Raw genomic sequence first — 13,915 nt, 5'->3', positions numbered from 1 at the left:
TACTGCGCGAGCAGTCGCCTATCAGGCGGCTTCGCCGTTCTCCTGATCTGCACTCGGCTCCGGCCGATCGACCAGCTCGACATACGCCATCGGCGCGTTGTCGCCTGCGCGGTTCCCGCACTTCAGGATGCGCAGGTAGCCACCCGGCCGACCCTCGTAGCGCGGACCCAGCTCGGTGAACAGCTTGCCCACGATCTCCTTGTCACGAAGGCGGGCGAACGCCGTACGACGACCGTGCACGCTGTCTTCCTTCGCGAGGGTGATCAGCGGCTCGGCCACACGGCGAAGCTCTTTGGCCTTCGGCAGCGTGGTCTTGATCAGTTCGTGCCGGAACAGGGCCACGGACAGGGCCTGAAAAGTGGCCTTGCGGTGCGAGCTGTTACGGCCCAGCTGACGGCCGGAATGACGATGACGCATGAGAGATTTCCTCTGAAATACGGTTGGCGCGAAGCGCCGTGATTACTCGTTGTCGTCGCGCAGACCCGGCGGCGGCCAGTTCTCGAGACGCATCCCGAGCGACAGACCGTGAGTGGCCAGCGTGTCCTTGATCTCGGTCAGCGACTTCTTGCCCAGGTTGGGAGCACGCAGCAGCTCAACCTCGGTACGCTGGACCAGATCACCAATGTAGTACAGGTTCTCCGCCTTCAGGCAGTTCGCCGAACGCACGGTCAGTTCCAGCTCGTCCACCGGACGCAGCAGGATCGGATCGATCGCGCCAGCGGTCGTGCCCGGCACCTCGCCCGTCTCTTCCTGGAGATCGACGAACGGGGCCAGCTGACCCTGCAGGATCGTCGCCGCCTGACGCACCGCGTCATCCGGTGCGATCGCACCATTCGTTTCCAGCTCCAGCACCAGGCGATCCATGTCGGTGCGCTGCGCCAGACGGGCGCTCTCGACACGGTAGGCGACACGGCGGATCGGGCTAAAGCTGGCATCCAGCAGCAGCCGGCCGATGCCGGTCTCGTCACCTTCGGCCTGACGTCGAGTACTCACCGGCTCGTAGCCGCGCCCGGCACGGGCGGTCAGGGTCATGTCGATTTCGACATTCTTGGTGATCGTCGCGATCACATGTTCCGGGTTCACGACTTCGACATCGTGATCCACGGTGATGTCACCGGCGGTCACCACGCACGGGCCCTTTTTCTTCAGGCTCAGCGTCGACTCTTCGCGGCTGTGCATGCGCAGCGCCACACCCTTCAGGTTCAGCAGGATGTCGACCACGTCTTCCTGCACACCTTCGATCGCGGTGTACTCGTGCAGCACGCCCTCGATACGGGCCTCGACGATCGCGGCACCCGGGATCGACGACAGCAGCACGCGGCGCAGGGCGTTGCCCAGCGTATGACCGAAGCCCCGCTCGAGCGGCTCCAGCGCGACCTTGGCCTGGTTCCGATTCTCGGCCTCGACCTCGATCTGTTGTTTCTTGACCAGTTCGTTGGACTGCATGGTGTCTCCTGGCGGAAGGCCGCTATACGGTTACTTCGAGTACAGCTCGACGACGAGCGACTCGTTGATGTCGGCGGGCAGGTCGGAGCGGTCCGGGATCGCCTTGAAGGTGCCCTCGAACTTGCTCGTGTCCACTTCCACCCAGGACGGAAAACCGCTCTGCTCGGCCAGGGTCATGGAATCCTGGATACGCACCTGCTTGCGTGCCTTCTCCCGAATGCTGACGACGTCGGACGGCTGCACCTGGTAGGCGGCGATATTCACCACCTGACCATTGACCAGCACCGCGCGGTGCGAGACCAGCTGACGCGCCTCGGACCGGGTGCTGCCGAAGCCCATGCGATAAACGACGTTGTCCAGACGGCCTTCCAGCAGCTTCAGCAGGTTTTCACCCGTGGAGCCCTTGCGCTGAGCGGCCTTCTTGTAATAGTTGCGGAACTGCTTTTCCAGCACCCCGTAGATACGGCGCAGCTTCTGCTTTTCACGCAGCTGCACGGCGTAATCGGACAGGCGGGTACGGCGTTCGCCGTGCTGCCCCGGGGCTTTGTCCAGCTTGCACTTGGTCTCCAGCGCACGCGCCCGGCTCTTCAGCCCCAGGTCCACGCCTTCGCGGCGACTCAACTTGCATTTCGGTCCAATGTAACGAGCCATTCTTGAACTCCAGCCTTAAACGCGGCGTTTCTTGGGCGGCCGGCAGCCGTTGTGAGGGATCGGGGTGACATCACTGATGTTCGTGATCTTGAACCCCGCATTGTTCAGCGCACGTACCGCCGACTCGCGACCCGGGCCCGGACCGCGCACCATCACGTCGAGGTTCTTCACGCCGTGCTCGGCTGCGGCCGAACCGGCACGTTCCGCGGCCACCTGGGCTGCGAACGGAGTCGACTTGCGCGAGCCACGGAAGCCTGACCCACCCGAGGTGGCCCAGCTGATCGTGTTGCCCTGACGATCGGTGATGGTGATGATCGTGTTGTTGAACGTGGCGTACACGTGTGCCACGCCCTCGGCGATATTTTTGCGGACCTTTTTCTTGGTCCGGGTCTGCGCTTGTGCCATGTACCTGTGATCCCAGTCTGATTACTTACGAATCGGGCGACGCGGGCCCTTGCGGGTCCGGGCGTTCGTCTGCGTCTGCTGGCCGCGCAGCGGCAGGCCGCGACGATGACGCACCCCGCGATAGCAGCCCAGATCCATCAACCGCTTGATGTTCATGCTGATCTCGCGGCGCAGATCCCCTTCCACCGGAATGCGATCGATCTGCGCACGCAGAGCGTCGACTTCGGCATCGGTCAGATCCCGCACCTTGATTTCCGGACGCACACCGGCGGCCTCGCAGATCTGGCGGGCCCGAGTCGGGCCAATGCCATAGATCGCGGTCAGCGCAACCACGGTGTGCTTCTGGTCAGGAATATTGATTCCAGCGACGCGAGCCATCCAACATCTCCATCAGAAACCGGCAAAGCCGGCTATAGTAGCAATGAATACCAGTGACGCCAAGCCTTAGCCCTGACGTTGTTTGTGGCGCTTGTCCGAGCAGATCACGCGGACCACGCCATTACGCCGGATCACCTTGCAGTTGCGGCAGATCGGCTTTACGGATGCCCGTACCTTCATGGTCTTTCTCCTTCAACGGATTCCCAACGGGATGGTCTAGCGGATCCCGGTCCCGCCGAATCCCTTCAGATTCGCCTTTTTCATCAGTCCTTCGTACTGGTGCGACACCAGGTGCGATTGCAACTGGGCCATGAAGTCCATCACTACGATCACGATGATCAGCAGCGAGGTCCCACCAAAGTAGAAGGGCACGTTCCAGTACAGGATCAGGAACTCCGGCAGCAGACACACGGCGGTAATGTACACCGCACCAACCGCGGTCAACCGGGTCATGACCCCGTCGATAAACCGTTCCGTCTGGACGCCCGGCCGGATCCCCGGAATAAAGGCGCCCTGCTTCTTCAGGTTTTCCGCCGTATCGCGCGAGTTGAACACCAGCGCGGTATAGAAGAAACAGAAGAAAATAATCGCCGCCGCGTAAAAGCCCACGTACAGCGGCTGACCGGGCGCAAGCGTCGTCGACAGCTCGCGCAGCCAGTCCATGCCTTCGGCCTGTCCAAACCATTGCCCCAGGGTCGAAGGGAACAGGATGATACTCGACGCGAAGATCGGCGGGATCACGCCCGCCATATTCAACTTCAGCGGCAGGTGGGAGGACTGTCCACCGACAACCTTTCTCCCGACCTGGCGTTTCGCGTAGTTGATCGTGACGCGCCTCTGTCCGCGTTCGACGAACACCACGAAGGCCGTCACCGCGAGCGCCAGCACGATCAGGATCACCACAAACGCGGCCGCCAGCTCACCGGTACGCGCAAGCTCCAGGGTGCCGCCAATCGCACCCGGCAGACCCGCCACGATCCCGGCGAAGATGATGATCGAGATACCGTTACCAATCCCGCGCTCGGTGATCTGCTCACCCAGCCACATCAGGAACAGGGTACCCGTCACCAGCGAGACGACCACCGTAAAGATGAAGATGGGTCCCGGGTTCAACGCCATCGGCATGCCCTGAATGGTCTGCCCGTTGAGCGCGATCCCGATGCCGATACTCTGAAACAGCGCCAGCGCCACAGTCCCGTAGCGCGTGTACTGCGTAATCTTGCGGCGGCCCTGCTCACCTTCCTTCTTCAGCTGCTGCAGCGCCGGCACGGTCGCGGCCAGCAGCTGCATGATGATCGCCGCCGAAATATACGGCATCACCCCGAGGGCGAAGATCGACAGCCGCTCAAGCGCACCCCCGGAAAACATGTTGAACATGTCCAGGATCGTGCCGCTTTGCTGTTCGAAGAACTGCGATACGGCGACTGGGTTAATCCCCGGCACCGGGATAAACGTCCCGATGCGGTAGACGACCAGAGCGCCCAGCACGAACAGCAGGCGTTGACGCAACTCGGTAAAGCCGGTGAGCCCGCCACCGGATCGTGCTGTCGCTCCACGCGCCATTATTCGGCCTCGACGCTCCCGCCGGCCGCCTCAATGGCTGCCTTGGCCCCCTTGGTCACGCCCACGCCCTTGACGACGCAGGCCTGGGTGACTTCACCGGACGCGAAGATCTTCGCGGTCTGGGTAATCTCGGGAATAACGCCAGCCTTCTTCAGGCTCTCCAGCGTGACCTCACCGTCAACCTTGGCCAGCTCGCTCAGGCGAACCTCGGCGGAATAGCGCTGCTTGCGCGACCGAAAGCCCACCTTGGGCAAACGGCGCTGCAACGGCATCTGACCGCCTTCGAAGCCGGTCTTGGTGAAGCCGCCGGAGCGCGACTTCTGGCCCTTGTGGCCACGACCGCCGGTCTTGCCCAGGCCGGAGCCGATGCCACGCCCCACGCGCTTGCCCGGCTTGCGGGCACCGGCGGGGCTCGAAATGTCGTTGAGTCGCATAGGTCAGACTTCCTCTACCTTCAGCAGGTACGACACCTTGTGGACCATACCGAGATTCTCGGGGGTGGCCTCGATCACAGAGGTGCTGTGGGTCTTGCGCAGGCCGAGGCCGCGAACACAGGCCTTGTGATTCTTCAGCCGTCCGGCGGTGCTGCGCACCAGGGTCAGTTTCAGCTTGCTCATGACTAGCTCGTCACTTCGTCGACAGTCTTGCCGCGCTTGGCAGCGACACGTTCGGGCGAGTTCACCTTGGTGAGCCCGTCGATGGTCGCCTGCACGACGTTGATGGGATTGCGCGAACCAACACACTTGGCCAGCACGTTGTGCACACCCGCCACTTCGAGCACCGCGCGCATCGCACCACCGGCGATGACACCCGTACCCTCGGAGGCCGGCTGCATGTAGACCTTCGCGGCGCCATGACGGCCGTTGACCGCATAGTGCAGCGTGCCGTCCTTCAGTGAGACATCGCGCATCTCCTGACGCGCCTGCTGCATCGCCTTCTGGATCGCCTGCGGGACCTCACGGGCTTTGCCGTAGCCAAAGCCAACGCGGCCTTCGCCATCGCCAACCACGGTCAGCGCGGCAAAGCGGAACTGACGACCGCCCTTGACCACTTTGGCCACGCGGTTCACGCCGATCAGCTTTTCTTGCAGGCCGTCGGTGGCTTCGCTTACATCATTACGTGCCATTTATCTTCTCCGGTGGGTCGCGTTGGACTAGAACTGCAGGCCGTTTTCACGGGCGGCGTCGGCCAGGGCCTTCACCCGTCCGTGATAACGAAAGCCCGCACGGTCGAACGCGACCTGTTCGATTCCGGCTTTCTTTGCGCGCTCGGCAATCGCCTGCCCCACACGGGCCGCCGCGTCGGCGTTCCCGGTGTTGCCGGCGCTTTTCAGATCCTTCTCGACGGTAGAGGCAGCAGCCACCACCGCGTCGCCCGAAGGCGCAATGATCTGGGCATACATGTGGCGCGGCGTCCGGTGAATACAGAGACGATGCACCCCCAGCTCGCGGATCTTGAACCGCGCGCGACGCGCTCTCTTAAGTCTGGCCTCTTTCTTGTCCACTGGTGCCTACCTACTTCTTCTTGGCTTCTTTACGCACAATGCGCTCGTCTTTGTACTTCACGCCCTTGCCCTTGTAGGGCTCCGGCGGGCGGAAGGCGCGAATGTTCGCGGCCACCTGGCCCACCTTCTGGCGATCCATCCCCTTCACTACGACCTCGGTCGCGCTGGGCGTCTCGATCGTGACCCCTTCGGGCACTTCAAACTCGATCGGGTGCGAGTAGCCTAGCGTCAAATTCAGCTTGGCACCTTGCATCTGCGCGCGGTAACCGACGCCCACCAGCTCGAGTTTGCGCTCGAAACCCTCGCTCACGCCGTGCACATGGTTGCCCAGGATGGCACGGATGGTACCCGCAAGAGCGCTGTTCTTGGCGTGTTCGTTCGGCTTCACCTGAACGACACCATCTTCGACGGTGACCGTGACGGCTTCGGGGCAGCTCAGCTGCAACTCGCCCTTCGGGCCCTTGACCTTGATCTCGCCGTCCACCTGCTCCACGGCCACGCCGTTGGGCAGCTTGATCGGCAGGTTTGCAATGCGCGACATGGCTGATTCCTCAGTAAATCTTGCAGAGGACCTCGCCGCCCTGGCCGGCGGCCCGGGCTGCGCGATCACTCATGACACCCTGCGGCGTGGAAATCACCGCGACACCGAGCCCCTGGTTAATACGCGGGAGCTCGTCCTTGCCGCGGTAGATCCGCAAGCCCGGGCGGGAGATCCGTTCAACGCTTTCGATGACCGGACGCCCCTCGAAATATTTCAGCTTCACCACCAGCTTCTTCTGCGCGACCTCGCCCTCGACTTGGACGTCGCCCACATAGCCCTCGTCGGCAAACACCTTGAGGATTCGCTCCTTGGCTTTGCTGAACGGGATCGCGACCTGCTCCTTGTTCGCGCGCTGCGCATTGCGCACGCGGGTGAGCATGTCGGAAATCGGATCGGTCATCATTGCTTCTGTCTCCTTACCAGCTCGACTTGCGCAGGCCCGGGATTTCACCCTTCATGGCGTGCTCCCGCAGCTTGTTCCGCCCAAGGCCGAACCGACGGTAATAACCTTTCGGGCGACCGGTGACGCCACAGCGGTTTGTCTGTCGCACCGCCGCGGAATCACGCGGCAGCTTCTGCAATGCATGCATCGCGGCCAGGCGTTCCTCGGAGGACTTGGTTTCGTCCACCAGGATGGCCTTCAGTTCCGCACGCTTTGCGGCATATTTCTGGACCAGATGGGCGCGCTTCTTCTCGCGCTCGATCATCGATGTCTTCGCCATGTGCGCCTACCTCTTAGTTCCGGAACGGGAAACGGAAGGCTTCTAGCAGGGCCTTGGCTTCCTCGTCCGTCTTCGCGCTGGTTGTGATCGTGATGTCCATGCCGCGAATCTTGTCGACACGGTCATAATCAATCTCGGGAAAGATGATCTGTTCCTTGATGCCCATGGAGTAGTTCCCACGGCCATCAAACGCCTTTGCGCTGAAGCCACGGAAATCCCGCACACGCGGCAACGCCACGTTGATCAGACGATCCAGAAACTCGTACATCTGCCGACTACGAAGGGTCACCTTGCAACCGATCGGATAGTCGTCACGGATCTTGAACCCGGCGATCGACTTGCGGGCCTTCGTCACCACGGGCTTCTGCCCGGCGATGGCCGTCATGTCGCTGACCGCATGTTCAATGATCTTCTTGTCCGCAACTGCATCACCCAGACCCATGTTCAGGGTTACCTTGGTAACACGCGGGATCTCCATCACGTTGGCATAGCTGAACTGCTTCTGCAGCGCCTGCTTCACGTTGGATTCGTATTCTTCTCTCAAGCGTTCCATAAACCGTCCGTCCGCGTTATGCGTCCACGACCTCGCCGTTCGATCGGAAGACACGGACCTTGCGGCCATCTTCCAGGGTCTTGAACGACACGCGATCACCCTTGTCGGTTGCCGGGTTAAAGAGCATCACATTGGAGACATCGATCGGCATTTCCTTCTCGATGATCCCGCCCCCGATCCCACGCTGGGGATTGGGCTTCTGATGCTTCTTCACCATGTTGATGTTCTGGACCAGGACCTTGCTATCCAGCACCTTGATGATGGTGCCTCGACGGCCCTTGTCCTTTCCTGCGATCACGACGACGTCGTCGCCTTTGCGAATCTTATTCATGACGACCTCACAGCACTTCCGGGGCGAGGGAGATGATCTTCATGTACTTCTCCCCTCGCAGTTCACGCGTCACCGGCCCGAAGATACGAGTGCCGATCGGCTGATGCTGATTGTTCAGCAGCACCGCCGCATTGCGGTCGAAACGAATGATCGAACCGTCGGGGCGCCGAACACCCGCGGCGGTGCGCACGACGACCGCATTATAGACGTCGCCTTTTTTGACCTTGCCGCGCGGGATGGCGTCCTTGACGCTCACCTTGATCACATCGCCCACGCGCGCATAGCGACGGTGCGAGCCGCCCAGCACCTTGATGCACTGGATGCGACGGGCGCCGCTGTTATCGGCGGCCTCGAGAACGGTCTGCATTTGAATCATGACTTCTCTCCCAGCGGCCGATTAAAGCGCGTCTTGCCCGACCACTTCGATCAGGGCAAAGCGCTTCTGCTTGGACATCGGCCGGCACTCACGGATACGCACACGGTCACCCATGCGCGAGACATTGTCTTCGTCATGGACGTGCAGCTTGGTGCTGCGCCGAATGAACTTGCCATACAGCGGATGACGCACGCGGCGCTCGACCAGGACGGTGCGGGTCTTGTCCATCTTGTCGCTGATCACGCGCCCAACGACGGATCGCTGGGTTTTGGAGACTTGCTCGGTCATCTTCTTAGCCTGCCTTTCGTTCGTTCATCAGCGTCTTGATCTGCGCGATCTCGCGCCGGACCTTGCCCACCCGGTCGGGGCGCGCCAGCTGGCCGACGGCCTTCTGCATACGCAGCCCGAATTGCTCCTTGTAGAGCGCCTCGAGCTCAGTGCTGAGCTCGTCGTCGGATTTCTTTCTCAGTTCGCTCGCTTTCATCACATCACCTGCCGACGGGTAAACACCGTCTTCACCGGCAATTTGGCTGCCGCCAGACGCATCGCCTCACGCGCGACGTCCTCGTGCACACCTTCCATTTCGTAGAGCATGCGACCAGGCTGCACCTTGCAAACCCAGTACTCGACGCCGCCCTTACCCTTACCCATACGGACTTCAAGCGGCTTCTTGGTCACCGGCACATCCGGGAACACCCGAATCCAGATCTTCCCGCCACGCTTGATGTGGCGGACCATCGCGCGACGCGCGGCCTCGATCTGGCGAGCCGTAATCCGGCCCCGCTCGACGGCCTGCAGGCCGTACTCGCCGAAGCTGACCTTGGCGCCGGTCGAGGCCATGCCCCGGTTACGGCCCTTGAACTGCTTGCGGAACTTGGTTCTTTTTGGCTGCAGCATGATCTTTCAGTCCTAGCTCGCGTTGGCGGCGGCACGGGTCCCTTCGGTCGGCTCCAGGCCAAAGACCTCGCCCTTGAAGATCCACACCTTCACGCCAATGATCCCGTAGGTGGTCCGCGCTTCGGCAAACCCGTAGTCAATATCAGCACGCAGGGTATGCAGCGGCACGCGGCCTTCGCGGTACCACTCGGAGCGCGCGATCTCGGCGCCGTTCAGGCGACCGGACACGTGCACCTTGATGCCCTGGGCGCCGAGGCGCATCGCGTTGCCGACGGCGCGCTTCATCGCGCGGCGGAACATGATGCGGCGCTCCAGCTGCTGCGCGATCCCTTCGGCCACCAGCTGGGCCTCGATCTCGGGCTTGCGCACCTCTTCAATATTGATCTTGACCGTGCCTTTCTCGAGACCCGTCTCGCGGGCCACGTCCTGGCGCAGCTTCTCGATGTCTTCGCCCTTCTTGCCGATCACGATGCCCGGACGCGCGGTCTGGATCGTGATATGCGCGGCCTTCGCCGGGCGGGAGATGCTGATGCGGCTCACCGACGCGTGGGCCAGTTTCTTCTGCAGAAACTCGCGCAACTTGATGTCGTTGTTCAGCGTCTCGCCAAACTCGCGGCCGTCGGCGTACCAAGTGGCCGACCACGGGCGAGAGATGCCCAGGCGGATGCCGGTCGGATGTACTTTCTGACCCATGCTTAGGCTCCCTTCTCGCTAACGCCGATGACGATATGGCTGGTGCGCTTCAGGATGCGGTTACCGCGGCCTTTGGCACGCGCGTGCATCCGCTTGAGCACCGGCCCTTCGTCGACCTGGATGCGCGAGATGCGCAGCTCGTCGATGTCGGCACCGTCGTTGTTCTCCGCGTTCGCGATGGCGGACTCCAGCACCTTTTTCACAATGGCGGCCGGCTTCTTCGCGCTGAACGTGAGTTCGTTGAGCGCCTCTTCCACCCGCAGGCCACGCACCTGGTCGGCGACCAGGCGAGCCTTTTGCGGGGAGATCCGCGCGAAACGCAGTTTTGCAATCGTTTCCATCGTTCGTCCTCAGCGCGACTTCTTGTTCGCGATATGACCCTTGAAGGTCCGCGTCAAGGCAAATTCGCCCAGCTTGTGGCCCACCATGTTCTCGTTGACGAGGACAGGCACGTGCTGCCGGCCGTTGTGGACGGCGATGGTCAACCCGACCATCTGCGGGATGATCATCGAACGCCGGGACCAGGTCTTGATCGGTCGACGATCGTTCTTCTCGACCGCATCTTCCACCTTCTTGCGCAGGTGGTGGTCGACGAACGGGCCTTTCTTCAGTGAACGCGGCATGCTGGGACTCCGTTACTTCTTACGCCGACGAACAATCATGCCGTCGGTACGCTTGTTATTGCGGGTCTTGTAACCCTTGGTCGGACGACCCCACGGGGTCACCGGATGACGGCCAAAGTTGCGGCCTTCGCCACCACCATGCGGGTGATCGACCGGGTTCATGGCGGTACCACGCACGGTCGGGCGGACACCCTTCCAGCGCTTGGCGCCGGCCTTGCCGTATTTCTTCAGGCTGTGCTCGGAGTGGCCAACTTCGCCCACCACGGCGCGGCACTCGGACAGGACGCGGCGCATCTCGCCCGAACCTAGACGCAGGGTGGCGTGCTGTCCTTCGCGGGCCACGACCTGCGCGGACGTACCGGCGGAGCGAACCATCTGGGCACCCTTGCCAGGCTTGAGCTCGACACAATGCACGGTGGTACCGACCGGGATCGAGCGTAGCGGCATGGCGTTGCCCGGACGAATCGGGGCCTGGTTACCACTCGCGACCTGATCACCCTGGTTCAGACCCTTCGGCGCGATGATGTAGCGACGCTCGCCGTCGGCGTACAGCAGCAGGGCCAGGTGGGCGCTGCGGTTCGGATCATACTCCAGCCGCTCGACCCGCGCCGGCACGTTGTCCTTGTTGCGCTTGAAGTCGACCACACGGTAGCGCTGCTTGTGACCGCCACCCACGTGCCGCGTAGTAATACGGCCCGTGTTGTTGCGACCGCCGCTACGGGTCTTCTTCTCGACCAGCGCGGCATGCGGCGCACCCTTGTACAGGTTGTCGCCACGGATCTGCACCGCGTGACGACGACCGGCCGAAGTCGGATTCGTCTTGATAATCGCCATGACTAGACCTGGTCTCCTTCACCCATGTCGATGCTCTCGCCTTCGGCCAGCGCGACATAAGCCTTCTTCCAGTGATTGCGGCGCCCAAAAAGGCGCCCAAAGCGCTTCTTCTTGCCCTGCTGGTTCAGGGTGCGGACATTCTCGACCCGCACCTGGAACAGATGCTCGACCGCCGCCTTGATTTCTTCTTTGCTCGCGTCGGGCAGCACGCGGAACACGTACTGACCGACCTCGCCGGCCATGGTGGATTTCTCGGAAACCACCGGGCCCTGAATTACCTGCATCAGACGCGCATTCATGCCAGCCACTCCTCAACCTTGCGGATCGCCGCTTCGGTCATCACGACCGTCTCCGCGCCGACCAGATTGGCCGGATTGATGCCGGCAACGTCGACGATGTCGATATGCGGCACGTTACCCAGCGCACGAGCGGTCATGTCATCCGCCTCGGCCAGCACGACCAGCCCCTTCGCGAGACCCAGCTCCTTGAGCTTCGCAACGCCGTCGCGGGTCTTGCCCGATGCCACGGCGAAGTCGGCCACCACCTTCAGCCGTTCTTGACGGACCAGCTCGGAGAGGATCGACGCCATCGCGGCGCGATACATCTTCTTGTTCAGCTTCTGCGAGAAGTCCCGGGTGCGCGCCGCAAAGACTTTGCCACCACCGGTCCACAGCGGGCTGCGGATCGTACCGGCACGGGCGCGGCCCGTGCCTTTCTGGCGAAACGGCTTCGCACCACCGCCGCTCACGTCGGAGCGCGTCTTCTGCGCACGGGTGCCCTGGCGCTGCCCCGCGAGGAACGCGACCACGCTCTGGTGCACCAGCGACTCGTTAAAGTCGCGCTCGAAGCACACGGGCGACAACTCTACGCTGGCACCGGTATCGGCTGTCGTTACTTGCATTGTCTTCAACCCTTCGCCTTGACGGCCGGACGAATCATCACGTCAGTGCTGGGCGCACCCGGCACCGCGCCCTGGATCAGCACGAGGCTGCGATCCGCATCCACCCGAACAACCTTCAGGTTCTGGATCGTCTTGCGCTCGGCGCCCATATGGCCCGCCATCTTCTTGCCCTTGAACACACGACCCGGGCTCTGGTTCTGCCCGATCGAACCCGGGGCGCGGTGCGCCAGCGAGTTACCGTGGGTCGCGTCTTGCGTGCGGAAGTTATGACGCTTGACCGCACCCTGGAAACCCTTGCCCTTGCTCTGAGAGGTCACGTCAACGACCTGACCTTCCTCGAAGCGATCAACCGTGATGGCGTCACCCGGGGCCAGGCCCTCGAGCTCATCCGCCTCAACACGGAATTCCCAGAGACCGCGCCCAGGCTCGACCGAGGCCGCAGCATAGTGCCCCGCTTCGGGCTTGCTGACCCGGGACGCCTTGCGTGCGCCGGCCGTCACCTGGACCGCGTTGTAGCCGTCGCCTTCACTGCGCTTGATCTGGACCACGCGATTGTTGTCCACCTGCAGCACAGTCACCGGCACGGAGACGCCGTCGTCAGTGAAGACGCGGCTCATGCCTAGTTTGCGACCGATGAGTCCAATGGCCATTGCAAAACCCCTTCCGTATCGAACGGCGCTGGCAAGCGCCCTAAAGCCGTGGCCCGGCGAACAATCCCGCCGGGCCACGGAAAGCCCAATAGTATGGCAGAAAGTTACGAGTTAGTTAAGTCGAATCTGAACATTCACGCCCGCGGCGAGGTCCAGCTTCATCAGGGCATCCACGGTCTTGTCGGTCGGATCGAGGATGTCCATCAAACGCTTGTGCGTACGCAGCTCGTACTGGTCTCGCGCGTCCTTGTTGACGTGCGGCGAGATCAGGACCGTGTACGACTCACGCTTGGTCGGGAGCGGGATGGGCCCCTTCACGCGGGCGCCCGTGCGCTTCGCGGTTTCGACGATCTCGGCCGCCGAGCGGTCGATCAGTCGATGGTCAAAGGCCTTCAGGCGAATTCGGATACGCTGGTTTGCCATCTCACTCACTCAATAATCTTGGATACGACGCCGGCGCCGACGGTGCGGCCGCCTTCGCGAATCGCAAAGCGCAGACCATCTTCCATCGCGATCGGGCTGATCAGCGACACGGTCATCTTCACGTTGTCACCCGGCATCACCATCTCGGTGCCTTCCGGCAGCTCCACCGAACCCGTCACGTCGGTCGTGCGGAAGTAGAACTGCGGGCGATAACCATTGAAGAACGGGGTGTGACGACCGCCCTCGTCCTTGCCCAGGATGTACACCTCGGCCTCGAAATGCGTGTGCGGGTTGATCGAACCCGGCTTGCACAGCACCTGACCACGCTGCACTTCGTCGCGCTTGGTACCACGCAGCAGAATGCCCACGTTGTCGCCCGCTTCGCCCTGGTCCAGCAGCTTGCGGAACATCTCGACACCGGTGA

Annotated in this window: 29 protein-coding genes; all 29 read right to left on the bottom strand. The window is 62.4% G+C overall.

Annotation, left to right across the window (positions count from 1 at the left end):
* Positions 1 to 21 precede the first annotated feature (21 nt).
* Positions 22 to 417: a 50S ribosomal protein L17 gene (gene rplQ / locus C936_RS0106270; protein WP_018138191.1), complete on the bottom strand. Its 396-nt coding sequence runs from the start codon at positions 415 to 417 to the stop codon at positions 22 to 24.
* A 42-nt stretch (positions 418 to 459) separates the two neighbouring features.
* Complete coding sequence (rpoA, locus tag C936_RS0106265) at positions 460 to 1,446, bottom strand: DNA-directed RNA polymerase subunit alpha (RefSeq protein WP_012983507.1); 987 nt, start codon at positions 1,444 to 1,446, stop codon at positions 460 to 462.
* A gap of 30 nt (positions 1,447 to 1,476) precedes the next feature.
* Complete coding sequence (gene rpsD / locus C936_RS0106260) at positions 1,477 to 2,097, bottom strand: 30S ribosomal protein S4 (RefSeq protein WP_012983508.1); 621 nt, start codon at positions 2,095 to 2,097, stop codon at positions 1,477 to 1,479.
* A gap of 15 nt (positions 2,098 to 2,112) precedes the next feature.
* Positions 2,113 to 2,502, bottom strand: a complete 390-nt coding sequence (gene rpsK / locus C936_RS0106255) for a 30S ribosomal protein S11 (protein ID WP_012983509.1) — start codon at positions 2,500 to 2,502, stop codon at positions 2,113 to 2,115.
* Between the two features lie 21 nt (positions 2,503 to 2,523).
* On the bottom strand, positions 2,524 to 2,880 hold the full coding sequence (gene rpsM / locus C936_RS0106250) for a 30S ribosomal protein S13 (protein WP_012983510.1): 357 nt from the start codon (positions 2,878 to 2,880) through the stop codon (positions 2,524 to 2,526).
* Positions 2,881 to 2,946: 66 nt separating this feature from the next.
* The gene (gene rpmJ, locus C936_RS0106245; protein ID WP_012983511.1) at positions 2,947 to 3,060 is read right to left on the bottom strand and encodes a 50S ribosomal protein L36; all 114 of its coding nucleotides are present in this window, start codon (positions 3,058 to 3,060) and stop codon (positions 2,947 to 2,949) included.
* A 36-nt stretch (positions 3,061 to 3,096) separates the two neighbouring features.
* Positions 3,097 to 4,443, bottom strand: coding sequence for a preprotein translocase subunit SecY (secY, locus tag C936_RS0106240; protein ID WP_012983512.1), 1,347 nt, complete (start codon positions 4,441 to 4,443; stop codon positions 3,097 to 3,099).
* Positions 4,443 to 4,877: a 50S ribosomal protein L15 gene (rplO, locus tag C936_RS0106235; RefSeq protein WP_018138192.1), complete on the bottom strand. Its 435-nt coding sequence runs from the start codon at positions 4,875 to 4,877 to the stop codon at positions 4,443 to 4,445. The genes secY and rplO overlap by 1 nt, the downstream gene beginning before the upstream one ends.
* A 3-nt stretch (positions 4,878 to 4,880) precedes the next feature.
* Positions 4,881 to 5,060 (bottom strand): 50S ribosomal protein L30, encoded by a 180-nt coding sequence (gene rpmD / locus C936_RS0106230; protein ID WP_018138193.1) that lies wholly within the window; start codon positions 5,058 to 5,060, stop codon positions 4,881 to 4,883.
* A 2-nt stretch (positions 5,061 to 5,062) separates the two neighbouring features.
* Entirely contained in the window at positions 5,063 to 5,569 is a 507-nt protein-coding gene (rpsE, locus tag C936_RS0106225) for a 30S ribosomal protein S5 (RefSeq protein ID WP_018138194.1), read from the bottom strand.
* Positions 5,570 to 5,596: 27 nt separating this feature from the next.
* Positions 5,597 to 5,947 carry a 50S ribosomal protein L18 gene (gene rplR / locus C936_RS0106220; protein WP_018138195.1) on the bottom strand — a complete coding sequence of 117 codons (351 nt, stop codon included), beginning with the start codon at positions 5,945 to 5,947 and terminating at the stop codon, positions 5,597 to 5,599.
* 10 nt (positions 5,948 to 5,957) lie between these two features.
* Positions 5,958 to 6,488, bottom strand: coding sequence for a 50S ribosomal protein L6 (rplF, locus tag C936_RS0106215; RefSeq protein WP_018174529.1), 531 nt, complete (start codon positions 6,486 to 6,488; stop codon positions 5,958 to 5,960).
* A gap of 10 nt (positions 6,489 to 6,498) precedes the next feature.
* A complete protein-coding gene (gene rpsH / locus C936_RS0106210) occupies positions 6,499 to 6,891 on the bottom strand; it encodes a 30S ribosomal protein S8 (protein ID WP_018138196.1) in 393 nt (130 codons plus the stop codon).
* A gap of 13 nt (positions 6,892 to 6,904) precedes the next feature.
* Complete coding sequence (gene rpsN / locus C936_RS0106205) at positions 6,905 to 7,210, bottom strand: 30S ribosomal protein S14 (protein ID WP_018138197.1); 306 nt, start codon at positions 7,208 to 7,210, stop codon at positions 6,905 to 6,907.
* 13 nt (positions 7,211 to 7,223) lie between these two features.
* Positions 7,224 to 7,763, bottom strand: coding sequence for a 50S ribosomal protein L5 (rplE, locus tag C936_RS0106200; RefSeq protein WP_018138198.1), 540 nt, complete (start codon positions 7,761 to 7,763; stop codon positions 7,224 to 7,226).
* A 16-nt stretch (positions 7,764 to 7,779) separates the two neighbouring features.
* Entirely contained in the window at positions 7,780 to 8,094 is a 315-nt protein-coding gene (rplX, locus tag C936_RS0106195) for a 50S ribosomal protein L24 (RefSeq protein ID WP_018174528.1), read from the bottom strand.
* A gap of 7 nt (positions 8,095 to 8,101) precedes the next feature.
* Complete coding sequence (gene rplN / locus C936_RS0106190) at positions 8,102 to 8,470, bottom strand: 50S ribosomal protein L14 (RefSeq protein WP_012983522.1); 369 nt, start codon at positions 8,468 to 8,470, stop codon at positions 8,102 to 8,104.
* 21 nt (positions 8,471 to 8,491) lie between these two features.
* Complete coding sequence (gene rpsQ / locus C936_RS0106185) at positions 8,492 to 8,758, bottom strand: 30S ribosomal protein S17 (protein WP_018138200.1); 267 nt, start codon at positions 8,756 to 8,758, stop codon at positions 8,492 to 8,494.
* A gap of 4 nt (positions 8,759 to 8,762) precedes the next feature.
* Entirely contained in the window at positions 8,763 to 8,954 is a 192-nt protein-coding gene (gene rpmC, locus C936_RS0106180; RefSeq protein WP_018138201.1) for a 50S ribosomal protein L29, read from the bottom strand.
* The gene (gene rplP / locus C936_RS0106175) at positions 8,954 to 9,367 is read right to left on the bottom strand and encodes a 50S ribosomal protein L16 (RefSeq protein ID WP_012983525.1); all 414 of its coding nucleotides are present in this window, start codon (positions 9,365 to 9,367) and stop codon (positions 8,954 to 8,956) included. The genes rpmC and rplP overlap by 1 nt, the downstream gene beginning before the upstream one ends.
* Positions 9,368 to 9,379: 12 nt before the next feature.
* Complete coding sequence (rpsC, locus tag C936_RS0106170; protein ID WP_012983526.1) at positions 9,380 to 10,060, bottom strand: 30S ribosomal protein S3; 681 nt, start codon at positions 10,058 to 10,060, stop codon at positions 9,380 to 9,382.
* Positions 10,061 to 10,062: 2 nt separating this feature from the next.
* Complete coding sequence (gene rplV / locus C936_RS0106165; RefSeq protein ID WP_012983527.1) at positions 10,063 to 10,401, bottom strand: 50S ribosomal protein L22; 339 nt, start codon at positions 10,399 to 10,401, stop codon at positions 10,063 to 10,065.
* 9 nt (positions 10,402 to 10,410) lie between these two features.
* Positions 10,411 to 10,683, bottom strand: a complete 273-nt coding sequence (rpsS, locus tag C936_RS0106160; RefSeq protein WP_012983528.1) for a 30S ribosomal protein S19 — start codon at positions 10,681 to 10,683, stop codon at positions 10,411 to 10,413.
* Positions 10,684 to 10,695: 12 nt separating this feature from the next.
* Positions 10,696 to 11,517 (bottom strand): 50S ribosomal protein L2, encoded by an 822-nt coding sequence (rplB, locus tag C936_RS0106155; RefSeq protein WP_018138202.1) that lies wholly within the window; start codon positions 11,515 to 11,517, stop codon positions 10,696 to 10,698.
* A 2-nt stretch (positions 11,518 to 11,519) separates the two neighbouring features.
* A complete protein-coding gene (rplW, locus tag C936_RS0106150) occupies positions 11,520 to 11,816 on the bottom strand; it encodes a 50S ribosomal protein L23 (RefSeq protein WP_012983530.1) in 297 nt (98 codons plus the stop codon).
* A complete protein-coding gene (gene rplD, locus C936_RS0106145) occupies positions 11,813 to 12,418 on the bottom strand; it encodes a 50S ribosomal protein L4 (protein ID WP_018862952.1) in 606 nt (201 codons plus the stop codon). The genes rplW and rplD overlap by 4 nt, the downstream gene beginning before the upstream one ends.
* A gap of 5 nt (positions 12,419 to 12,423) precedes the next feature.
* Positions 12,424 to 13,068, bottom strand: a complete 645-nt coding sequence (rplC, locus tag C936_RS0106140; RefSeq protein WP_012983532.1) for a 50S ribosomal protein L3 — start codon at positions 13,066 to 13,068, stop codon at positions 12,424 to 12,426.
* 111 nt (positions 13,069 to 13,179) lie between these two features.
* Positions 13,180 to 13,491 carry a 30S ribosomal protein S10 gene (rpsJ, locus tag C936_RS0106135; RefSeq protein WP_012983533.1) on the bottom strand — a complete coding sequence of 104 codons (312 nt, stop codon included), beginning with the start codon at positions 13,489 to 13,491 and terminating at the stop codon, positions 13,180 to 13,182.
* Positions 13,492 to 13,496: 5 nt separating this feature from the next.
* Positions 13,497 to 13,915, bottom strand: a 419-nt coding sequence (locus C936_RS0106130) for an EF-Tu/IF-2/RF-3 family GTPase (protein ID WP_018862878.1), incomplete at its 5' end; no start/stop codon positions are given.

Origin of the sequence: Thioalkalivibrio sp. ALJ4 (assembly GCF_000377225.1) — a bacterium.
In the GTDB taxonomy this organism is placed as follows: domain Bacteria; phylum Pseudomonadota; class Gammaproteobacteria; order Ectothiorhodospirales; family Ectothiorhodospiraceae; genus Thioalkalivibrio.
The sequence above is the reverse complement of the archived record's forward strand: the minus strand, read 5'-3'. Positions and strand labels throughout refer to the sequence as shown.

Excerpts from the sequence above, each read along its gene's own strand:
- rpsK (WP_012983509.1), bottom strand. The coding sequence starts at position 2,502 with ATGGCACAAGCGCAGACCCGGACCAAGAAAAAGGTCCGCAAAAATATC.
- rplV (WP_012983527.1), bottom strand. The coding sequence starts at position 10,401 with ATGGAAACGATTGCAAAACTGCGTTTCGCGCGGATCTCCCCGCAAAAG.
- rpsE (WP_018138194.1), bottom strand. The coding sequence starts at position 5,569 with ATGGCACGTAATGATGTAAGCGAAGCCACCGACGGCCTGCAAGAAAAG.
- rplX (WP_018174528.1), bottom strand. The coding sequence starts at position 8,094 with ATGAATAAGATTCGCAAAGGCGACGACGTCGTCGTGATCGCAGGAAAG.
- rplQ (WP_018138191.1), bottom strand. The coding sequence starts at position 417 with ATGCGTCATCGTCATTCCGGCCGTCAGCTGGGCCGTAACAGCTCGCAC.
- rplE (WP_018138198.1), bottom strand. The coding sequence starts at position 7,763 with ATGGAACGCTTGAGAGAAGAATACGAATCCAACGTGAAGCAGGCGCTG.
- rpoA (WP_012983507.1), bottom strand. The coding sequence starts at position 1,446 with ATGCAGTCCAACGAACTGGTCAAGAAACAACAGATCGAGGTCGAGGCC.
- rpsH (WP_018138196.1), bottom strand. The coding sequence starts at position 6,891 with ATGATGACCGATCCGATTTCCGACATGCTCACCCGCGTGCGCAATGCG.
- rpmJ (WP_012983511.1), bottom strand. The coding sequence starts at position 3,060 with ATGAAGGTACGGGCATCCGTAAAGCCGATCTGCCGCAACTGCAAGGTG.
- rpmC (WP_018138201.1), bottom strand. The coding sequence starts at position 8,954 with ATGAAAGCGAGCGAACTGAGAAAGAAATCCGACGACGAGCTCAGCACT.
- rpsD (WP_012983508.1), bottom strand. The coding sequence starts at position 2,097 with ATGGCTCGTTACATTGGACCGAAATGCAAGTTGAGTCGCCGCGAAGGC.
- rplF (WP_018174529.1), bottom strand. The coding sequence starts at position 6,488 with ATGTCGCGCATTGCAAACCTGCCGATCAAGCTGCCCAACGGCGTGGCC.
- rplO (WP_018138192.1), bottom strand. The coding sequence starts at position 4,877 with ATGCGACTCAACGACATTTCGAGCCCCGCCGGTGCCCGCAAGCCGGGC.
- rpsQ (WP_018138200.1), bottom strand. The coding sequence starts at position 8,758 with ATGACCGAGCAAGTCTCCAAAACCCAGCGATCCGTCGTTGGGCGCGTG.
- rpmD (WP_018138193.1), bottom strand. The coding sequence starts at position 5,060 with ATGAGCAAGCTGAAACTGACCCTGGTGCGCAGCACCGCCGGACGGCTG.
- rplB (WP_018138202.1), bottom strand. The coding sequence starts at position 11,517 with ATGGCGATTATCAAGACGAATCCGACTTCGGCCGGTCGTCGTCACGCG.
- rplN (WP_012983522.1), bottom strand. The coding sequence starts at position 8,470 with ATGATTCAAATGCAGACCGTTCTCGAGGCCGCCGATAACAGCGGCGCC.
- secY (WP_012983512.1), bottom strand. The coding sequence starts at position 4,443 with ATGGCGCGTGGAGCGACAGCACGATCCGGTGGCGGGCTCACCGGCTTT.
- rpsC (WP_012983526.1), bottom strand. The coding sequence starts at position 10,060 with ATGGGTCAGAAAGTACATCCGACCGGCATCCGCCTGGGCATCTCTCGC.
- rplC (WP_012983532.1), bottom strand. The coding sequence starts at position 13,068 with ATGGCCATTGGACTCATCGGTCGCAAACTAGGCATGAGCCGCGTCTTC.
- rplP (WP_012983525.1), bottom strand. The coding sequence starts at position 9,367 with ATGCTGCAGCCAAAAAGAACCAAGTTCCGCAAGCAGTTCAAGGGCCGT.
- rpsN (WP_018138197.1), bottom strand. The coding sequence starts at position 7,210 with ATGGCGAAGACATCGATGATCGAGCGCGAGAAGAAGCGCGCCCATCTG.
- rpsS (WP_012983528.1), bottom strand. The coding sequence starts at position 10,683 with ATGCCGCGTTCACTGAAGAAAGGCCCGTTCGTCGACCACCACCTGCGC.
- rpsM (WP_012983510.1), bottom strand. The coding sequence starts at position 2,880 with ATGGCTCGCGTCGCTGGAATCAATATTCCTGACCAGAAGCACACCGTG.
- rplW (WP_012983530.1), bottom strand. The coding sequence starts at position 11,816 with ATGAATGCGCGTCTGATGCAGGTAATTCAGGGCCCGGTGGTTTCCGAG.
- rplD (WP_018862952.1), bottom strand. The coding sequence starts at position 12,418 with ATGCAAGTAACGACAGCCGATACCGGTGCCAGCGTAGAGTTGTCGCCC.
- rpsJ (WP_012983533.1), bottom strand. The coding sequence starts at position 13,491 with ATGGCAAACCAGCGTATCCGAATTCGCCTGAAGGCCTTTGACCATCGA.